This is a genomic window from Klebsiella sp. 10-1, from assembly GCF_009758445.1.
Lineage (GTDB): Bacteria > Pseudomonadota > Gammaproteobacteria > Enterobacterales > Enterobacteriaceae > Klebsiella > Klebsiella scottii.
The window spans coordinates 186,623-203,734 of the sequence record NZ_WQRE01000007.1 but is presented as its reverse complement, the minus strand read 5'-3'; the positions used below and the strand labels follow the sequence as shown (position 1 = coordinate 203,734).

Here is a 17,112-nt window from a genome sequence, read left to right as displayed (position 1 = left end):
TTTTTGATTAAGATCGCTATAATCTGCGATTATCCTGCCTTTAACTGTTACTTTTATGTGAATTTTGACCATCTGGTCTACTTTTTCATGTTGATGGGCAATGTTTTACAATCCAGACGCTGCGCAAGCGTTTTCTAAGGCTAGTTTGTTGATCTTTTTAGCCGCTAAAGCAGCGCTAATGAGCCAGTGGCGTAAAATGATATTAAAAATATGCGCTTTAAGTTGACTTTTCCCCGACATCTCTCCAGAATGCCGCCGTTTGCCAGAAATCCATAGGTAAGCAAATTTGCATTGATTCATGCTACGCGAATGCATTAATATGCAAATAAAGTGAGTGAATATTCTCTGGAGGGTGTTTTGATTAAGTCAGCGCTATTGGTTCTGGAAGACGGAACCCAGTTTCACGGTCGGGCCATCGGGGCAACGGGCACGGCGGTTGGGGAAGTCGTTTTCAATACTTCAATGACCGGTTATCAAGAAATCCTCACTGATCCTTCCTATTCTCGCCAAATTGTCACCCTTACTTATCCCCATATCGGTAATGTCGGCACCAACGCCGCCGACGAAGAGTCTTCCCAGGTGCATGCTCAGGGTCTGGTTATTCGCGACCTGCCGCTGATTGCCAGCAACTTCCGTAATACCGAAGACCTCTCTTCTTACCTCAAGCGCCATAACATCGTGGCGATTGCCGATATCGATACCCGTAAGCTGACCCGCCTGCTGCGTGAAAAAGGCGCGCAGAACGGCTGCATCATCGTTGGCGATAGCCTCGACGCGCAGCTGGCGCTGGAAAAGGCAAAAGCATTCCCAGGCCTCAACGGGATGGACCTGGCGAAGGAAGTCACCACCTCAGAAACCTACAGCTGGACGCAGGGGAGCTGGACTCTGGAGGGCGACCTGCCGGAAGCGAAGGCGGAAAGCGAGCTGCCGTTCCACGTGGTGGCCTACGATTTCGGCGCTAAGCGCAACATCCTGCGCATGCTGGTGGATCGTGGCTGCCGCCTGACGGTCGTGCCGGCAAAAACCTCTGCAGAAGAGGTTCTGAAACTGAATCCAGACGGCATCTTCCTCTCCAACGGCCCAGGCGACCCGGCGCCGTGCGACTATGCGATTGAGGCAATTGAGAAATTCCTCACCACCGATATTCCGGTATTCGGCATCTGCCTCGGCCATCAGCTGCTGGCGCTGGCGAGCGGAGCGAAGACCGTTAAGATGAAGTTCGGCCACCACGGCGGCAACCACCCGGTTAAAGATATTGATAATAACGTGGTGATGATTACCGCGCAGAACCACGGTTTTGCGGTAGACGAAGCCTCCATGCCGGCTAACCTGCGGGTGACCCACAAGTCCCTGTTCGACGGTACGCTGCAGGGCATTCACCGCACCGATAAGCCGGCCTTCAGCTTCCAGGGACACCCGGAGGCGAGCCCAGGCCCGCACGATGCCGCGCCGTTGTTCGACCATTTCATCGAGTTAATTGAGCAGTACCGCCAGTCCGCGAAATAATCAGGAGAAAAAAGCCATGCCAAAACGTACAGATATAAAAAGCATCCTGATTCTTGGCGCTGGCCCGATCGTTATCGGCCAGGCTTGTGAATTTGACTACTCTGGCGCCCAGGCCTGTAAAGCCCTGCGCGAAGAGGGTTACCGCGTCATTCTGGTGAACTCTAACCCAGCCACCATCATGACCGACCCGGAAATGGCCGATGCCACCTATATTGAGCCGATCCACTGGGAAGTGGTACGCAAAATCATCGAAAAAGAGCGTCCGGATGCGGTACTGCCGACCATGGGCGGCCAGACGGCGCTGAACTGCGCGCTGGAGCTGGAACGTCAGGGCGTGCTGGAAGAGTTTGGCGTCACCATGATTGGCGCCACCGCCGACGCGATTGATAAAGCGGAAGACCGTCGTCGCTTCGACGTGGCGATGAAGAAAATTGGCCTCGACACCGCACGTTCCGGTATCGCGCACACGATGGAAGAAGCGCTGGCGGTTGCCGCTGACGTGGGCTATCCGTGCATCATCCGTCCCTCCTTCACCATGGGCGGAACCGGCGGCGGTATTGCCTATAACCGCGAAGAGTTTGAAGAAATTTGTACCCGCGGCTTGGATCTCTCTCCGACCAACGAACTGCTGATCGATGAATCGCTGATCGGCTGGAAAGAGTACGAGATGGAAGTGGTGCGCGATAAGAACGACAACTGCATCATCGTCTGCTCCATCGAAAACTTCGACGCGATGGGCATCCATACCGGTGACTCCATCACCGTGGCCCCGGCGCAAACCCTGACCGATAAAGAGTACCAGGTGATGCGTAACGCCTCGATGGCGGTGCTGCGCGAAATCGGCGTTGAAACCGGCGGTTCCAACGTCCAGTTCTCGGTGAACCCGAAAGACGGTCGCCTGATTGTTATCGAAATGAACCCGCGCGTATCACGCTCTTCGGCGCTGGCTTCGAAAGCGACCGGCTTCCCGATTGCCAAAGTGGCGGCGAAGCTGGCGGTGGGCTACACCCTTGACGAGCTGATGAACGACATTACCGGCGGCCGTACCCCGGCATCGTTCGAACCCTCTATCGACTACGTCGTCACCAAGATCCCGCGCTTCAACTTCGAGAAGTTCGTCGGCGCTAACGACCGCCTGACCACGCAGATGAAATCGGTCGGCGAAGTGATGGCGATTGGCCGCACCCAGCAGGAGTCGCTGCAGAAAGCGCTGCGCGGCCTGGAAGTGGGCGCAACCGGCTTTGACCCTAAAGTGAGCCTCGACGACCCGGAAGCGCTGACCAAAATTCGCCGCGAGCTGAAAGACGCCGGCGCCGAGCGTATCTGGTACATCGCCGACGCCTTCCGCGCGGGCCTGTCCGTTGACGGCGTCTTCAACCTGACCAACATCGATCGCTGGTTCCTGGTGCAGATTGAAGAGCTGGTGCGCCTGGAAGAGAAAGTGGAGGAGGCCGGCATCAACGGCCTTGACGCTGACTTCCTGCGGATGCTTAAGCGTAAAGGCTTTGCCGACGCGCGTCTGGCTAAGCTGGCGGGCGTTCGCGAGGCGGAAATCCGCAAGCTGCGCGACCAGTACAACCTGCACCCGGTCTACAAGCGCGTGGATACCTGCGCGGCGGAGTTCGCAACGGATACCGCCTACATGTACTCAACCTATGAAGACGAGTGTGAAGCGAACCCGTCGGTTGACCGCGATAAAATTATGGTGCTTGGCGGCGGCCCGAACCGTATCGGTCAGGGTATCGAATTCGATTACTGCTGCGTGCACGCCTCGCTGGCGCTGCGCGAAGATGGTTACGAAACCATTATGGTTAACTGTAACCCGGAAACCGTGTCCACCGACTACGACACCTCCGACCGCCTGTACTTTGAGCCGGTCACCCTCGAAGACGTGCTGGAAATCGTGCGTATCGAGAAGCCGAAGGGCGTTATCGTTCAGTACGGCGGCCAGACTCCGCTGAAGCTGGCGCGCGCGCTGGAAGCGGCCGGCGTGCCGGTTATCGGCACCAGCCCGGACGCGATTGACCGTGCGGAAGACCGCGAGCGTTTCCAGCAGGCGGTTGACCGTCTGAAGCTGAAACAGCCGGCGAACGCCACCGTGACCGCGATTGAGATGGCCGTTGAGAAGGCCAAAGAGATTGGCTACCCGCTGGTGGTGCGTCCGTCCTACGTTCTCGGCGGTCGGGCGATGGAAATCGTCTACGACGAGGTTGACCTGCGTCGCTACTTCCAGACCGCGGTAAGCGTCTCTAACGACGCGCCGGTGCTGCTGGACCGTTTCCTTGACGATGCGGTAGAAGTCGACGTTGACGCTATCTGCGACGGCGAGATGGTGCTGATTGGCGGCATTATGGAGCACATCGAGCAGGCCGGCGTTCACTCCGGCGACTCCGCGTGCTCTCTGCCAGCCTACACCCTGAGCCAGGACATTCAGAACGTGATGCGCGAGCAGGTGCAGAAGCTGGCCTTCGAGCTGCAGGTACGCGGGTTGATGAACGTGCAGTTCGCGGTCAAAAACAACGAAGTGTATTTGATTGAAGTGAACCCGCGCGCCGCGCGTACCGTACCGTTTGTCTCCAAAGCCACCGGCGTTCCGCTGGCTAAAGTGGCGGCACGCGTCATGGCCGGCCAAACGCTGGCGCAGCAGGGCGTGACCAAAGAGATTATCCCGCCGTATTACTCGGTAAAAGAAGTGGTGCTGCCGTTCAACAAGTTCCCGGGCGTTGACCCGCTGTTAGGGCCTGAAATGCGCTCTACCGGGGAAGTGATGGGCGTCGGCCGCACCTTTGCGGAAGCCTTCGCCAAGGCGCAGCTGGGCAGCAGCTCGACGATGAAAAAACATGGCCGCGCGCTGCTCTCCGTGCGTGAAGGCGACAAAGAGCGCGTGGTGGACCTCGCGGCTAAGCTGCTGAAGTTCGGCTTCGAGCTGGATGCCACCCACGGTACCGCGATTGTTCTCGGCGAAGCCGGTATCAATCCGCGCCTGGTGAACAAGGTGCATGAAGGTCGTCCGCATATTCAGGACCGTATCAAGAATGGCGAATACACCTACATCATCAACACCACCGAAGGCCGCCAGGCGATTGAAGACTCCAAGCTGATTCGCCGCAGCGCCCTGCAGTACAAGGTGCATTACGACACTACCCTGAACGGCGGCTTCGCCACGGCTATGGCGCTGAACGCCAACGCTATGGAGAAGGTGACCTCGGTTCAGGAAATGCACGCGCAAATCAAAAAATAAGCCGTTCCGGCGCTGCCGGCTGCGGAACCAAACGGGCTGACGTTATCGTCGGCCCGTTTTTTTATGTTGGTCATCTTCGGAGAGTTCTGCTTTTAACTTCCCCCCTGCTCGGGCTAACTATAATTAGCACGATAACAATACTCATTGACGAAAAAACAGGAGGATACAATGCGGAACAAAATTCTGGTGGCATCCGCGCTGGCAGCGACGGCAGTGTTGTTTGTGGCGGGGTGCTCATCAAATCAGTCGCTGAAAACCACCGATGGCAGAACCATCGTGACGGACGGCAAGCCGCAGGTGGATAGCGATACCGGCATGGTCTCTTACAAAAATGCCGCAACCGGCCGCACCGAGCAGATCAATCGCGATCAGGTGAAATCGATGGACGAGCTGGATAACTAATCGTTATCCAGGGCCCCGCGAGGGTGAATGCGGGGCCGGTTATCGTTACCGGTTTTACAGCAGGGCGTGATCTATTTTGACGATAATTTTACGCAGCGGCGCGCCGGCATCCGTGGCGCCCATCGGCCGATGAAGCTCGCCGGGAAACAGAATCGCCAGCTCCTCAGGATGTAAGTGAATCAGCGTTTCGCTGCTAATTTCTGTGCAAAAGCCAATATCATGGGCGTCCTTAAACGGCCCGTCCGCGGTGATTGTCAGCCCTTTATTTCCGGCGCCAATAATCTCAGTCCCTGCCAGCACGATATGAATATCAATGTACTGACGATGGTACTCCGGACGCTGTTCCGCCAGCGGGCGCGTCTGGCCTTCGACCACGGTGAAAAACAGGTTATCGCCATCGACCGTATATTTCCCCGGCGGCAGCGAGTGCGGGTCCTGCTGGACGACAGCCTGCAGCGCCTGACGAATAACCGACGGATAGAACGTATTTTTTGCCGCAGCGGTTAAGGTATCAATAATCATGCCGGCATTCCCTGTAGTGATTGATGCTCTAGTAAATGTAATGACTGCGCCACGATGCTGGCGACGTCGGGGGCAATATCAACGGCTAAAATATCGCTCTCGCTGGCGTCCGGCGTCTCCAGCGCGGCAAACTGGCTGCGCAGCAGCGCCTCCGGCATAAAATGCCCCTTACGCTGCTGCATCCGCTGCAGAATGCATTCGTACTCGCCGGTCAGCCACAGAAAGCGCAGATTGCCGCTGCCCTCGCGCAGCCGATCGCGGTAGCGCTTCTTCAGCGCCGAGCACACCAGCACGCCCGACTCATTCTTCTGCTCAAGGCTAAAAATCACGTCCGCAATCCGTTCCAGCCACGGTCCGCGATCTTCGTCATTGAGCGGCTGGCTGGCGGCCATTTTGACGATGTTCTGCCGTGGATGAAGATCGTCTCCATCGATAAATTTCGCGCCGAGCGCCTGGGCTAACGCCTGGCCGACGGTGGTCTTTCCGGTGCCTGAGACACCCATCAAAATAATGCATTGCCCTGCCATAATGCGCTCCTTACTTAGACAGCAACCAGCATGCCGCCGTCGACGAACAGCAGATGACCGTTGACGAAATCAGAGGCTTTAGACGACAGGAACACCGCTGCGCCAACCAGCTCCTGCGGATCGCCCCAGCGGGCGGCCGGCGTGCGCTTGCACAGCCAGTCGGTGAAGGCTTTATCATCAACCAGCGCCTGGGTCATGGCGGTTTTAAAGTAGCCCGGCGCGATGCCGTTGACCTGGATGTTATAGCGGGCCAGCTCGACGCACATGCCGCGGGTCAGCATTTTTACCGCGCCTTTGGCGGCGGCGTACGGCGTAATGGTGTCGCGGCCAAGCTCGCTCTGCATTGAACAGATATTGACGATTTTTCCGCGCTGGCGAGCGACCATTCGTTTCGCCACGGCCTGGGAGACGAGGAATACCGCGGTTTGGTTCACGGAAATAACATCGTTCCATTCCTGTACCGGAAATTCGGTAAACGGATGGCGACGCTGAATGCCCGCATTATTAAATAATACGTCGATGGCACCAATTTCCTCTTCGATGTGACTAATTGCCTGCTCGACGGAATCAGCATCGGTAACATTAAATACCGCCGCATGAGCGATGGCGCCTTCGTCACGTAATTTCATGACCGCATCATCTGCACGGCTGGCAGAAATATCGTTGATAATAATTTCTGCGCCATATTGTGCAAGGCCCTGCGCCATGACAAAACCAATACCTTGCCCGGCGCCAGTAATTAAAATGCGTTTGCCTTGTAAGCTGAAAAGATCTTTCATCTTGATATCCTGATTAACGGCTGAATATAAATGACGGTGTGCGCTTTTATTCCTGATCCACAAAAAGGTGAAGCGGAAGAACCTGTGCTCTATCTCACGGATTTTTGCCGGGTAAAACCGTGATGGAGATCACTCAAAACGGTGTTACGAAAAGGGGTTACATTAAACGTGAAGCCGGGCGTAAATTACCGTTACTCAAGGGGTTAACGATAGTGAGGTTCGATTCTCTTTTTGTTCATCGGCAGGCATAATAACCTGATGCAGTGGACGTATTTGACGGGCAGGTAGATGAAAGCACAACGCATAACGCTCAATGATATTGCAGCGCTGGCTGGCGTAACCAAAATGACCGTCAGCCGCTATTTACGTACGCCGGATAAAGTCAAACCGGAGACGGCAGAGCGCATCGCCAGCGTGATTGCGGAAATTGGCTATGAGCCCGATCCCGATAATCCGGCGATGATCGGCGTCGTCGTGCCGCGCATTGGCGTACTGATCCCCTCCTTTCATAACCAAATCTTTGCCGACCTGCTGGCCGGTATCGAATCGGTTACCGCCGCCCACGGCTATCAGACGCTGGTGGTGAACTATGATTATGACCGCCAGCGCGAAGAGGAGCAGATTGCCGCCGTGCTGGCCTTTAATGTCAAAGGCCTGCTGCTGACCGAATCTGCCCACACCCTGCGGGCCGATAAGTACCTCAATGCGGCGAAAATCCCCGTCGCGGAGGTGATGGGGCTGGCGGAGAATCCGGGGCGTATCAACGTGGGCTTTGACAACTTCAAAGCCGGTTTCGATATGACCAATATGCTGCTGGCGAGCGGTAAACGGCAGATCGTCTATTTTGGCGCGATGTCCGACGTGCGCGACGAGCAGCGCTACGCCGGCTACTGCCAGGCGATGGAAAATGCCGGGCTGGCGGTGGGACGTATCGCGCCGAACAAGGTGTCGTCGGTATCGATCGGTACCGGGATGATGACCCTGGCGCGCCAGATGTATGCCCGCATGGACGGCATTCTGTGCACCAATGACGATCTGGCGGTTGGCGTGTTACAGGAGTGCCTGGCATCTGGTATCAGCGTGCCTGAAGAGCTGGCTATAGCCGGTTTTCATGGCCTGGAAATCGGCCAGATTATCTCGCCGCGCCTGGCGAGCGTCCTGACGCCACGCTTTGAAATGGGCAAGGTTGCAACAGAGATATTAATTAAAAAAATCAAAGGACTGCCAACCATTGAAAAGGTCGATCTGCACTATCGCCTGTCGATGGGGGAAACCATATAGCGCCGCTGGCGTGACGATAGCGCCGTGTTAGCAGAAGGTTAAGGTACGATCCGCCCCAGGCCCGCAATCCGCGGGTTTTGTCTTATCGATCACGGACGGTGTAACAGCTATTTTTAACACGATTCAGCGTGATGCAGATCGCAAAACGCCGCGACAAAAAACCGTTTGATAGTGGCTACAGTCGTTATGAAACTTCAAACAGGTGATCCGATGAATAGTGCTATTACCCGAGCCGTCCTTTTAGTGGCCCCCGTTATTGAGACCTTACAGGAGCAGCTGGCCGCCGAATTCCCGCTATTGCGCCTGTACGAGCAGGACGATCCGATCGCCTTTTTGCGCGAGCAGGGAGAGAACGTTGCGGCCGTCGTGACCCGTGGAGACGTCGGCGTGCAGAACAGCGTGCTGGAGCTGCTGCCGCACGCTGGCCTGATCGCTATCTTCGGCGTCGGTACTGATGCGGTGGATTTAGAGTATGCCCGCTCCCGGCAGATCGCCGTCTCCATCACTTCCGGCGTGTTGACCAACGATGTCGCTGACCTGGCGATGGGGCTGCTGCTGGCCGGTTCGCGCCAGCTGTGTCAGGGCGACCGCTTTGTGCGGGAAGGCCGCTGGCTGAACGGCGGCCTGCCGCTGGCAACTCAGGTCAGCGGCAAGCGCATCGGCCTGCTGGGGATGGGCAATATTGGCCAGGCCATCGCCCGCCGCGCCCGTGGCTTTGATATGCAGGTGCTCTATACCGACCGTAAGCAGGTGGCCGGGCTCGATTATCAGTGGTGCGCCGATCTGCATACCCTGGCCCATGAAAGCGATTTTTTGGTGATTGCCGCCTCCGGCGGTGAAGCCAACCGCGGGCTGATCGATGCTTCCGTCTTTAACGTGATGCCAAAACAGGCGTGGCTTATCAACATCGCCCGCGGGTCGCTGGTCGACGAAAAGGCTCTGATTCAGGCGTTACAAAACGGTGTTATCGCCGGGGCCGCTCTCGACGTCTTTGAAGACGAACCGCGGGTTCCCGCCGAGATGATTGCGCTCGATAATGTGGTCCTGCAACCGCACGTTGCCAGCGCAACCCATGAAACCCGACAGAAAATGAGTGATGTGGTGTTTGCTAACGTCGCCGCTTATTTTTCCGGGAACCCGCTGCCCAACGCTATTAATTAATTACCGCTCTTATTTCTGTACCCAGCGCCAATGAGAACCTGGTGGGACAGGTTCTTAAATTACAACGATAACCTCTGCATAGAGAGTGCGAAATATGAATGATAAAATTCCCGGCACCCGCTGGCTGCGTATTATTACGCCGGTGCTGATCGCCTGTATTATTTCGTTTATGGATCGGGTTAATATTAGTTTTGCTTTACCCGGTGGCATGGAAGAGGATTTAGGTATTACCAGCCAGATGGCTGGTGTTGCCAGCGGTATATTTTTTATTGGCTATTTATTTCTGCAAATCCCCGGTGGGCGGATTGCGGTAAACGGCAGCGGAAAACGTTTTATTGCCTGGTCGCTGGTAGCCTGGGCGATAGTATCGGTGGCGACCGGCTTTGTGACCCACGAATATCAGCTGCTGGTTCTGCGCTTTATTCTCGGCGTTTCCGAAGGTGGGATGCTGCCGGTGGTCCTGACGATGGTCAGCAACTGGTTCCCGGAAAAAGAGCTGGGCCGGGCCAACGCCTTTGTCATGATGTTTGCCCCGCTGGGCGGCATGCTGACCGCCCCGGTCTCCGGTGCCATTATCGCCGCGCTCGACTGGCGCTGGCTGTTTATTATCGAAGGGCTGCTGTCGCTGGTGGTGCTGGCGGTGTGGTGGTACATGATTAGCGACCGCCCGGAAGAGGCCCGCTGGCTGCCGGAGAAGGAGCGCAACTATCTGGTCACCACCCTCGCCGCGGAGCGGGCGGCCAAACTGGCGGAAGATGCGGTGAGCAACGCGCCGGTAAAAGATGTCTTCCGCAATTCCGGGCTGATGAAGCTGGTGATCCTCAACTTCTTTTACCAGACCGGCGATTACGGCTATACCCTGTGGCTGCCGACCATTCTTAAAGGACTGACCGGCGGCAACATGGCAAGCGTTGGCCTGCTGGCGGTGCTGCCGTTCGTCGCTACCCTCGCCGGGATCTACGTAATTTCATTATTTAGCGATCGCAGCGGCAAGCGTCGGCTGTGGGTCCGCTTCTCGCTCTACAGCTTTGCCGCCGCGCTGGTAGCGTCGGTGGTGCTGCGCGAACACGTGGTGGCGGCCTATATTGCGCTGGTGATTTGCGGCTTCTTCCTGAAATCGGCAACCAGTCCGTTCTGGTCGATGCCGGGGCGGATTGCCTCAGCGGAAGTGGCCGGCAGCGCGCGCGGGGTGATTAACGGCCTCGGGAATCTCGGCGGTTTCTGCGGCCCCTATCTGGTAGGCGTGATGATCTATCTGTACGGACAAAACGTGGCGGTCTGCGCGCTTGCCGGATCGTTAATCATTGCCGGAACCATGACCTTCCTGCTGCCGAAACGCTGCGACCTTGCGGGCAGCGAGCCCGATGTCAGCGTCAGCAAGCAGCCGCGGAACGCGTAGGATAAGGCGACATAAATCACAGTTATCATTGTAAGCGCTTCGATTAACTGACTACACTCTTGCTGATTACAACAAGAGTTAACGCAGGCTAATCAATGATTCTGATAATTTATGCCCATCCCTATCCGCATCACTCGCATGCGAATAAGCGGATGCTTGAGCAGGCAGGGACGCTGGATGGCGTAGAGATACGCTCCCTTTATCAACTTTACCCCGATTTTAATATCGACGTCGCCGCCGAACAGGCGGCGCTGGCCCGCGCGGATCTGGTTATCTGGCAGCATCCCTTACAGTGGTACAGCGTTCCGCCTCTGCTGAAGCTGTGGCTGGACAAGGTGCTGTCGCACGGCTGGGCCTACGGCCATAACGGCATCGCCCTGCACGGTAAATCGCTGATGTGGGCGGTCACCACCGGCGGCGGCGAAAGCCACTTCGATATTGGCTCCTTCCCCGGTTTTGACGTGCTGGCCCAGCCGCTGCAGGCTACCGGACTGTACTGCGGGATGAAGTGGCTGCCGCCGTTTGCGATGCACTGCACCTTTATCTGCGACGACGAAACCCTCCAGGCGCAGGCGCGCCGCTATCGACAACGCTTAATCGAATGGCAGGAGGCGCACAATGGATAGCCATACGCTGATACAGGCGCTGATCTATCTCGGGTCCGCCGCGCTGATCGTACCGATTGCCGTCCGCCTTGGCCTCGGCTCGGTGCTGGGGTATTTGATCGCCGGCTGTATTATCGGTCCGTGGGGGCTGAAGCTGGTGACCGACGCCGGGACGATCCTCCACTTCGCCGAAATCGGCGTGGTGCTGATGCTGTTCGTGATCGGCCTTGAGCTCGACCCGCAGCGCCTGTGGAAGCTGCGGGCCTCGGTATTTGGCGGCGGTGCGCTGCAGATGGTGGCCTGCGGGGCGCTGATTGGCCTGTTCTGCATGCTGCTGGGAATGCGCTGGCAGGTGGCTGAGCTTATCGGCATGACGCTGGCGCTGTCGTCTACGGCGATCGCGATGCAGGCCATGAATGAACGCAACCTGACGGTTTCGCAAATGGGGCGTAGCGCCTTTGCGGTGCTGCTGTTTCAGGATATCGCGGCCATCCCGCTGGTGGCGATGATCCCGCTGCTGGCCAGCAGCGGCGGCTCCACCACGCTGTGGGCGTTTGCCCTGTCGGCGCTGAAGGTGGCGGGCGCGCTGGCGCTGGTAGTGGTGCTCGGTCGCTACCTGACCCGGCCGGTGCTGCGCTTCGTTGCCCGCTCCGGCCTGCGGGAGGTGTTCAGCGCCGTGGCCCTGTTCCTGGTCTTTGGTTTTGGGCTGCTGCTGGAAGAAGTCGGGCTATCGATGGCGATGGGCGCCTTCCTTGCCGGGGTGCTGTTGGCCAGCTCGGAGTACCGCCACGCGCTGGAAAGCGATATTGAACCGTTCAAGGGGCTGCTGCTGGGGCTGTTCTTTATTGGCGTCGGGATGTCGGTGGATTTTGGCACCCTGGTGACTCATCCGCTGCGCATTTTGATTCTGCTGGCCGGGTTCCTGGTCATCAAAGGCGTCATGCTGTGGCTGATTGCGAAACCACTCGGCGTACCGCGCGCCCAGCGCCGCTGGTTTGCGGTGCTGTTGGGGCAGGGGAGCGAGTTTGCCTTTGTGGTATTCGGCGCCGCGCAAATGGCCGAGGTGCTGGATAGCGAGTGGGCCAGGGCGCTGACCCTGGCGGTGGCGCTGTCGATGGCGGCGACGCCGATCCTGCTGGTGCTGCTGACCCGGCTGGAAAAATCATCCTCCGGACAGGCGCGCGAGGCCGATGAGATTGATGAAGAGCAGCCGCGGGTGATTGTCGCCGGTTTTGGCCGCTACGGGCAGATCGCCGGCCGCGTGCTGCTCTCCGGCGGGGTGAAGATGGTCATCCTCGACCACGATCCTGACCACGTTGAGGCGCTGCGTAAATTTGATATGAAGGTGTTCTACGGCGACGCGACGCGGGCCGATCTGCTGGAGTCGGCGGGAGCGGGAAAAGCGGAAGTGCTGATAAACGCTATCGACGATCCGCAGGCCAGCCTGCAGCTGGTTGAGCTGGCGAAAGAGCACTTCCCGCATCTGCAAATTATCTCGCGGGCCCGCGATATCGATCACTATATTCAGCTGCGCCAGGCCGGGGTCGAGGCGCCCGAGCGTGAAACCTTTGAAGCGGCGCTGAAGTCCGGGCGCATGGCGCTGGAGGCGCTGGGCCTGGGCGCCTATGAGGCGCGCGAGCGCGCCGATCTGTTCCGCCGTTTCAATATCAAAATGGTGGAAGAGATGGTGGAGATGGCGGAAAACGACCCGGCTTCCCGCGTGGCGGTCTTTAAGCGCACCAGCGATATGCTGACCGGCATCATCAACGAAGACCGCACCCATCTGTCGCTGGTCCAGCGCCACGGCTGGCAGGGTACGGAAGAGGGCAGGCATACGGGGGATATTGCCGACGAGCCGGAGAATAAGCCTTCAGCTTAAGGCATCGCGCGCCGTTCTCATCTGGCGGCTCACGAGGCTGACGTGGGCTCGCCAGCAAATCCGAAAATTTTCGTATTCTTTACTCTCCGTCCAGTCGACGAAGTATTATGCTTTCCGTATAGTGGCGGCAATTTTTTGTATTTGGGAAATATTCAATGATCAGTCTGATTGCGGCGTTAGCGGTGGATCGCGTCATTGGTATGGAAAACGCCATGCCATGGAACCTGCCTGCCGATCTCGCCTGGTTTAAACGTAATACGTTAAACAAGCCGGTGATTATGGGGCGTCTGACCTGGGAATCTATTGGTCGTCCGCTGCCTGGACGTAAAAATATCGTGATCAGCAGCCAGCCCGGGAGTGACGATCGCGTGCAGTGGGTTAAATCGGTTGATGAAGCGATTGCCGCCTGCGGCGACGTTGAAGAGATGATGGTGATCGGCGGCGGCCGCGTGTACGAGCAGTTCCTGCCGAAAGCCCATAAGCTCTATTTGACGCATATTGATGCTGAAGTGGAAGGCGACACCCACTTCCCGGATTACGATCCGGACCAGTGGGAGTCGGTATTCAGCGAATTCCACGACGCCGATGCGCAGAACTCGCATAGCTACTGCTTCGAAGTTCTGGAACGCCGCTAAGCTTCCGGGAACAGGGCTTCTCAGATAACCCGGATAACGCGCAGCTATCCGGGATCTTTCTCAGGAGGCGACCGCCTCACCTTCATGCAGATCCTTCTGCCGGTTCGACGGCTGGGTAAAGTACGCCTTGTCTTCCCAGCGCAGGCAGGTGAGATCTCCCCCCCAGCAGCAGCCGGTATCCAGGGCATAAATGCCTTCAGGCGTTCCGCGTCCCTCCAGCGAAGCCCAGTGGCCAAAAGCAATGCTGTACTCGTTCGCCACCGGACCGGGGATGGTAAACCACGGCTTCAGGGGCGCCGGGGCGTCCTCCGGCGCTTCTTTGGCATACATATCCAGCTGCCCGTTCGGGAAGCAGTAGCGCATGCGGGTAAAGGCGTTGGAGATAAAGCGCAGTCGCGCAAGGCCGCTCAGCTCGCTGCTCCAGTTGTTGGGCATGTCGCCATACATGGCGTCGAGGAAGAACGGATAGGAGTCGCTGGAGAGCACCGCTTCAACATCGCGCGCGCACTGCTGCGCCGTTGGCAGATCCCACTGCGGCGTGATGCCGGCATGGGCCATCACCAGCTTTTTCTCTTCATCAATCTGCATCAGCGGCTGGCGACGCAGCCAGTTGAGAAGCTCATCGGCATCCGGCGCTTCCAGCAGTGACTTCAGGCGATCTTTTGGCTTGTTGCGGCTAATGCCGGCGAAGACGGCCAGCAGATGGAGATCGTGATTGCCAAGGACAATACGCACGCTATCGCCAAGGGATTTTACGTAGCGTAAAACCTCCAGCGAGCCCGGGCCGCGGGCGACTAAATCACCGGTAAGCCATAGCGTATCGCTGCCAGGGGTAAACGCAACCTGCTTTAATAATGCGATCAGTTCATCGTAGCAACCGTGAACGTCGCCAATAAGGTATGTAGACATGGTTTTAGTGAATGAGCGTTGGTACTGCGAGACGGAAAACAGGGATGTCGACGGAGAACGGCGCACCGTTCACGTCGATCATGGCGTAATGTCCCTGCATGGTGCCCAGCGGCGTTTCAATAACCGCGCCGCTGGTGTATTGAAACTCCCCGCCAGCGGGAATATGCGGCTGCTCGCCGACAACCCCTTCACCCTGAACCTCAGTCTCACGACCGTGACCGTTGGTGATAAGCCAGTAGCGGCCAAGAAGCTGAACCTGACTCCGCCCCAGATTGCGGATGGTGACGGTATAAGCGAAGACGTAACGATCGTTTTCCGGAGAAGACTGCGATTCGATATAGACGCTCTGTACCTGTACACAAACTCGGGGCGAATTGATCATGGTTAGCTCTCCTTGGTGGGCGAGTTTTCAGTTAACCAGTTAGCTAGCTGACAATACTGCGCCACGGAAATATTCTCTGCGCGTTTCGCCGGGTCGATGCCCAGCTCGGTCAGCACTTCAACGCTGAACAGATTGCCGAGGCTATTGCGAATCGTTTTCCGGCGCTGGTTGAACGCTTCGGTGGTGATTCGGCTCAGTACGCGAACCTCTTTGACCGGATGCGGCAGCGTGCGATAGGGCACCAGGCGAACCACGGCGGAATCGACTTTAGGCGGCGGCGTAAAGGCGGTCGGCGGGACTTCAAGCACCGGAATGATCTGGCAGTAATATTGCGCCATCACGCTCAGTCGACCATACGCCTTACTGTTCGGACCGGCAACCAGGCGATTGACGACCTCTTTTTGCAGCATAAAGTGCATGTCGGCAATGGCATCAGTATAGCTGAACAGATGGAACATCAGCGGCGTGGAGATGTTGTAAGGCAGGTTGCCGAACACGCGTAGCGGCTGACCCATGTTCTGCGACAGCTCGCCGAAGTTCATGGCCATGGCATCCTGCTGATAAATGGTCAGCTTTGGCCCTAAGAACGGGTGCGTTTTCAGGCGGGCGGCCAGGTCGCGGTCCAGCTCGATAACGGTGAGCTCGTCCAGACGTTCACCAACCGGTTCGGTCAGCGCTGCCAGGCCCGGGCCGATTTCGACAATCGCCTGACCTTTCTGTGGGTTAATGGCTGAGACAATACTGTCGATCACGAATCGATCGTTGAGAAAGTTTTGCCCGAAGCGTTTACGGGCTAAGTGGCCCTGATGGACTCGATTATTCATTGCGTATTAACAATCATTTTAATGGCGAGATTAAGCGCCGTGATAAAACTGCCGACATCCGCTTTCCCCTGGCCCGCCAGTTCTAGCGCGGTACCGTGGTCAACGGAGGTTCGAATAAAAGGTAAACCGAGCGTAATGTTCACGCCACGGCCGAAGCCCTGGTATTTTAGCACGGGAAGGCCCTGATCGTGGTACATCGCGAGCACCGCGTCGGCATGGTCGAGATATTTGGGCTGAAAAAGGGTATCAGCAGGCAGCGGCCCGCTGAGATTCATCCCCCGAGCGCGCATCTCTTCCAGCACCGGAATGATGGTATCGATCTCTTCCGTACCCATATGGCCGCCTTCTCCCGCGTGCGGGTTCAGACCGCACACCAGCACATGCGGGTGGGCAATACCAAACTTGTGCCGCAGATCGTGGTCAAGGATGGTGATGACTTCACGCAGCAGGTCGGGGGTAATGGCGTCACTGATCGCTTTCAGCGGCAGATGGGTGGTCGCCAGCGCGACGCGAAGCTCTTCCGTGGCCAGCATCATCACCACTTTACTGGCCTGCGAGCGCTCTTCGAAGAATTCGGTATGCCCGGTGAAGGCGATCCCGGCGTCGTTGATATTGCCTTTATGGACCGGCCCGGTGATTAATGCCGCAAACTCGCCGTTCAGGCAGCCGTCGCAGGCGCGCGCCAGGGTTTCCACCACGTAGCTGCCGTTGCGCACGTCCAGCACGCCGGGCGTTACCGGGGCGTTTAGCGTGACGGGAAGCAGGGTCAGGGTGCCGGCGCGCTGCGGGGCGGCGGGGCGGGACGGATCGTAGGGCTGAAGCAATAAAGGAAGACCGAGCCGTTGGGCTCGGTCAGATAACAGTGCGCCATCGGCGCAAACCACCAGCTCAACCGGCCAGTCTCTCTGCGCAAGCTGCGCGACGAGGTCAGGGCCAATCCCGGCAGGTTCCCCGGGAGTGATGACAACACGATTCATACGCTTCATCCTTCAGGCTATTTCCTGGTTGGCTACGCCGTTAGCGGTTCATCCATGAGCTTCGCCCGTTTTGGGCCGTCGCA

The 17,112-nt window shown here is 57.6% G+C and carries 16 protein-coding genes; 9 read left to right on the top strand and 7 right to left on the bottom strand.

Annotation, left to right across the window (positions count from 1 at the left end; translation table 11 throughout):
* Positions 1-357 precede the first annotated feature (357 nt).
* The 3 genes from carA (at position 358) to GO007_RS22570 (ending at position 5,149) form a co-directional block, all read left to right on the top strand.
* Entirely contained in the window at positions 358-1,506 is a 1,149-nt protein-coding gene (carA, locus tag GO007_RS22580; protein ID WP_095103855.1) for a glutamine-hydrolyzing carbamoyl-phosphate synthase small subunit, read from the top strand.
* 16 nt (positions 1,507-1,522) lie between these two features.
* Positions 1,523-4,747: a carbamoyl-phosphate synthase large subunit gene (gene carB / locus GO007_RS22575; RefSeq protein WP_095103853.1), complete on the top strand. Its 3,225-nt coding sequence runs from the start codon at positions 1,523-1,525 to the stop codon at positions 4,745-4,747.
* Positions 4,748-4,915: 168 nt separating this feature from the next.
* Positions 4,916-5,149: a YgdI/YgdR family lipoprotein gene (locus tag GO007_RS22570; protein WP_041143999.1), complete on the top strand. Its 234-nt coding sequence runs from the start codon at positions 4,916-4,918 to the stop codon at positions 5,147-5,149.
* A 54-nt stretch (positions 5,150-5,203) separates the two neighbouring features.
* Here GO007_RS22570 and GO007_RS22565 read toward each other — a convergent pair whose 3' ends face one another.
* From GO007_RS22565 to idnO, 3 genes are read right to left on the bottom strand one after another with little or no spacing between them, the layout of a single operon-like run.
* On the bottom strand, positions 5,204-5,671 hold the full coding sequence (locus GO007_RS22565; RefSeq protein ID WP_095103851.1) for a NanQ anomerase/TabA/YiaL family protein: 468 nt from the start codon (positions 5,669-5,671) through the stop codon (positions 5,204-5,206).
* On the bottom strand, positions 5,668-6,198 hold the full coding sequence (locus GO007_RS22560) for a gluconokinase (RefSeq protein WP_095103849.1): 531 nt from the start codon (positions 6,196-6,198) through the stop codon (positions 5,668-5,670). The genes GO007_RS22565 and GO007_RS22560 overlap by 4 nt, the downstream gene beginning before the upstream one ends.
* Positions 6,199-6,212: 14 nt before the next feature.
* Complete coding sequence (idnO, locus tag GO007_RS22555) at positions 6,213-6,977, bottom strand: gluconate 5-dehydrogenase (protein ID WP_095103847.1); 765 nt, start codon at positions 6,975-6,977, stop codon at positions 6,213-6,215.
* Between the two features lie 288 nt (positions 6,978-7,265).
* Here idnO and GO007_RS22550 point away from each other — a divergent pair, with 288 nt between their 5' ends.
* From GO007_RS22550 to folA, 6 genes are all read left to right on the top strand, one after another.
* Positions 7,266-8,258: a LacI family DNA-binding transcriptional regulator gene (locus GO007_RS22550; protein WP_095103845.1), complete on the top strand. Its 993-nt coding sequence runs from the start codon at positions 7,266-7,268 to the stop codon at positions 8,256-8,258.
* Positions 8,259-8,468: 210 nt separating this feature from the next.
* Entirely contained in the window at positions 8,469-9,419 is a 951-nt protein-coding gene (locus GO007_RS22545) for a 2-hydroxyacid dehydrogenase (protein WP_095103843.1), read from the top strand.
* A gap of 94 nt (positions 9,420-9,513) precedes the next feature.
* Positions 9,514-10,818, top strand: coding sequence for an MFS transporter (locus tag GO007_RS22540; RefSeq protein ID WP_095103841.1), 1,305 nt, complete (start codon positions 9,514-9,516; stop codon positions 10,816-10,818).
* A 95-nt stretch (positions 10,819-10,913) separates the two neighbouring features.
* A complete protein-coding gene (gene kefF, locus GO007_RS22535; RefSeq protein WP_095103839.1) occupies positions 10,914-11,444 on the top strand; it encodes a glutathione-regulated potassium-efflux system oxidoreductase KefF in 531 nt (176 codons plus the stop codon).
* Positions 11,437-13,302 carry a glutathione-regulated potassium-efflux system protein KefC gene (gene kefC / locus GO007_RS22530; protein WP_095103837.1) on the top strand — a complete coding sequence of 622 codons (1,866 nt, stop codon included), beginning with the start codon at positions 11,437-11,439 and terminating at the stop codon, positions 13,300-13,302. The genes kefF and kefC overlap by 8 nt, the downstream gene beginning before the upstream one ends.
* Positions 13,303-13,457: 155 nt before the next feature.
* Positions 13,458-13,937 carry a type 3 dihydrofolate reductase gene (gene folA, locus GO007_RS22525; RefSeq protein WP_095103835.1) on the top strand — a complete coding sequence of 160 codons (480 nt, stop codon included), beginning with the start codon at positions 13,458-13,460 and terminating at the stop codon, positions 13,935-13,937.
* A gap of 60 nt (positions 13,938-13,997) precedes the next feature.
* Here the strand turns inward: folA and apaH are convergent, their stop codons facing one another.
* From apaH to pdxA, 4 genes are read right to left on the bottom strand one after another with little or no spacing between them, the layout of a single operon-like run.
* Positions 13,998-14,846 (bottom strand): bis(5'-nucleosyl)-tetraphosphatase (symmetrical) ApaH, encoded by an 849-nt coding sequence (gene apaH, locus GO007_RS22520; RefSeq protein ID WP_095103833.1) that lies wholly within the window; start codon positions 14,844-14,846, stop codon positions 13,998-14,000.
* 4 nt (positions 14,847-14,850) lie between these two features.
* Positions 14,851-15,228 (bottom strand): Co2+/Mg2+ efflux protein ApaG, encoded by a 378-nt coding sequence (gene apaG / locus GO007_RS22515; protein WP_041144010.1) that lies wholly within the window; start codon positions 15,226-15,228, stop codon positions 14,851-14,853.
* A gap of 2 nt (positions 15,229-15,230) precedes the next feature.
* Positions 15,231-16,052, bottom strand: coding sequence for a 16S rRNA (adenine(1518)-N(6)/adenine(1519)-N(6))-dimethyltransferase RsmA (rsmA, locus tag GO007_RS22510; RefSeq protein ID WP_095103831.1), 822 nt, complete (start codon positions 16,050-16,052; stop codon positions 15,231-15,233).
* Positions 16,049-17,038, bottom strand: a complete 990-nt coding sequence (pdxA, locus tag GO007_RS22505; protein ID WP_189339911.1) for a 4-hydroxythreonine-4-phosphate dehydrogenase PdxA — start codon at positions 17,036-17,038, stop codon at positions 16,049-16,051. The genes rsmA and pdxA overlap by 4 nt, the downstream gene beginning before the upstream one ends.
* Positions 17,039-17,112 lie beyond the last annotated feature (74 nt).

Bases quoted from the DNA above. Each gene is read 5' to 3' on its own strand.
- carB (WP_095103853.1), top strand. From the start codon at position 1,523: ATGCCAAAACGTACAGATATAAAAAGCATCCTGATTCTTGGCGCTGGC.
- GO007_RS22570 (WP_041143999.1), top strand. From the start codon at position 4,916: ATGCGGAACAAAATTCTGGTGGCATCCGCGCTGGCAGCGACGGCAGTG.
- GO007_RS22565 (WP_095103851.1), bottom strand. From the start codon at position 5,671: ATGATTATTGATACCTTAACCGCTGCGGCAAAAAATACGTTCTATCCG.
- GO007_RS22560 (WP_095103849.1), bottom strand. From the start codon at position 6,198: ATGGCAGGGCAATGCATTATTTTGATGGGTGTCTCAGGCACCGGAAAG.
- idnO (WP_095103847.1), bottom strand. From the start codon at position 6,977: ATGAAAGATCTTTTCAGCTTACAAGGCAAACGCATTTTAATTACTGGC.
- GO007_RS22550 (WP_095103845.1), top strand. From the start codon at position 7,266: ATGAAAGCACAACGCATAACGCTCAATGATATTGCAGCGCTGGCTGGC.
- GO007_RS22545 (WP_095103843.1), top strand. From the start codon at position 8,469: ATGAATAGTGCTATTACCCGAGCCGTCCTTTTAGTGGCCCCCGTTATT.
- GO007_RS22540 (WP_095103841.1), top strand. From the start codon at position 9,514: ATGAATGATAAAATTCCCGGCACCCGCTGGCTGCGTATTATTACGCCG.
- kefF (WP_095103839.1), top strand. From the start codon at position 10,914: ATGATTCTGATAATTTATGCCCATCCCTATCCGCATCACTCGCATGCG.
- kefC (WP_095103837.1), top strand. From the start codon at position 11,437: ATGGATAGCCATACGCTGATACAGGCGCTGATCTATCTCGGGTCCGCC.
- folA (WP_095103835.1), top strand. From the start codon at position 13,458: ATGATCAGTCTGATTGCGGCGTTAGCGGTGGATCGCGTCATTGGTATG.
- apaH (WP_095103833.1), bottom strand. From the start codon at position 14,846: ATGTCTACATACCTTATTGGCGACGTTCACGGTTGCTACGATGAACTG.
- apaG (WP_041144010.1), bottom strand. From the start codon at position 15,228: ATGATCAATTCGCCCCGAGTTTGTGTACAGGTACAGAGCGTCTATATC.
- rsmA (WP_095103831.1), bottom strand. From the start codon at position 16,052: ATGAATAATCGAGTCCATCAGGGCCACTTAGCCCGTAAACGCTTCGGG.
- pdxA (WP_189339911.1), bottom strand. From the start codon at position 17,038: ATGAAGCGTATGAATCGTGTTGTCATCACTCCCGGGGAACCTGCCGGG.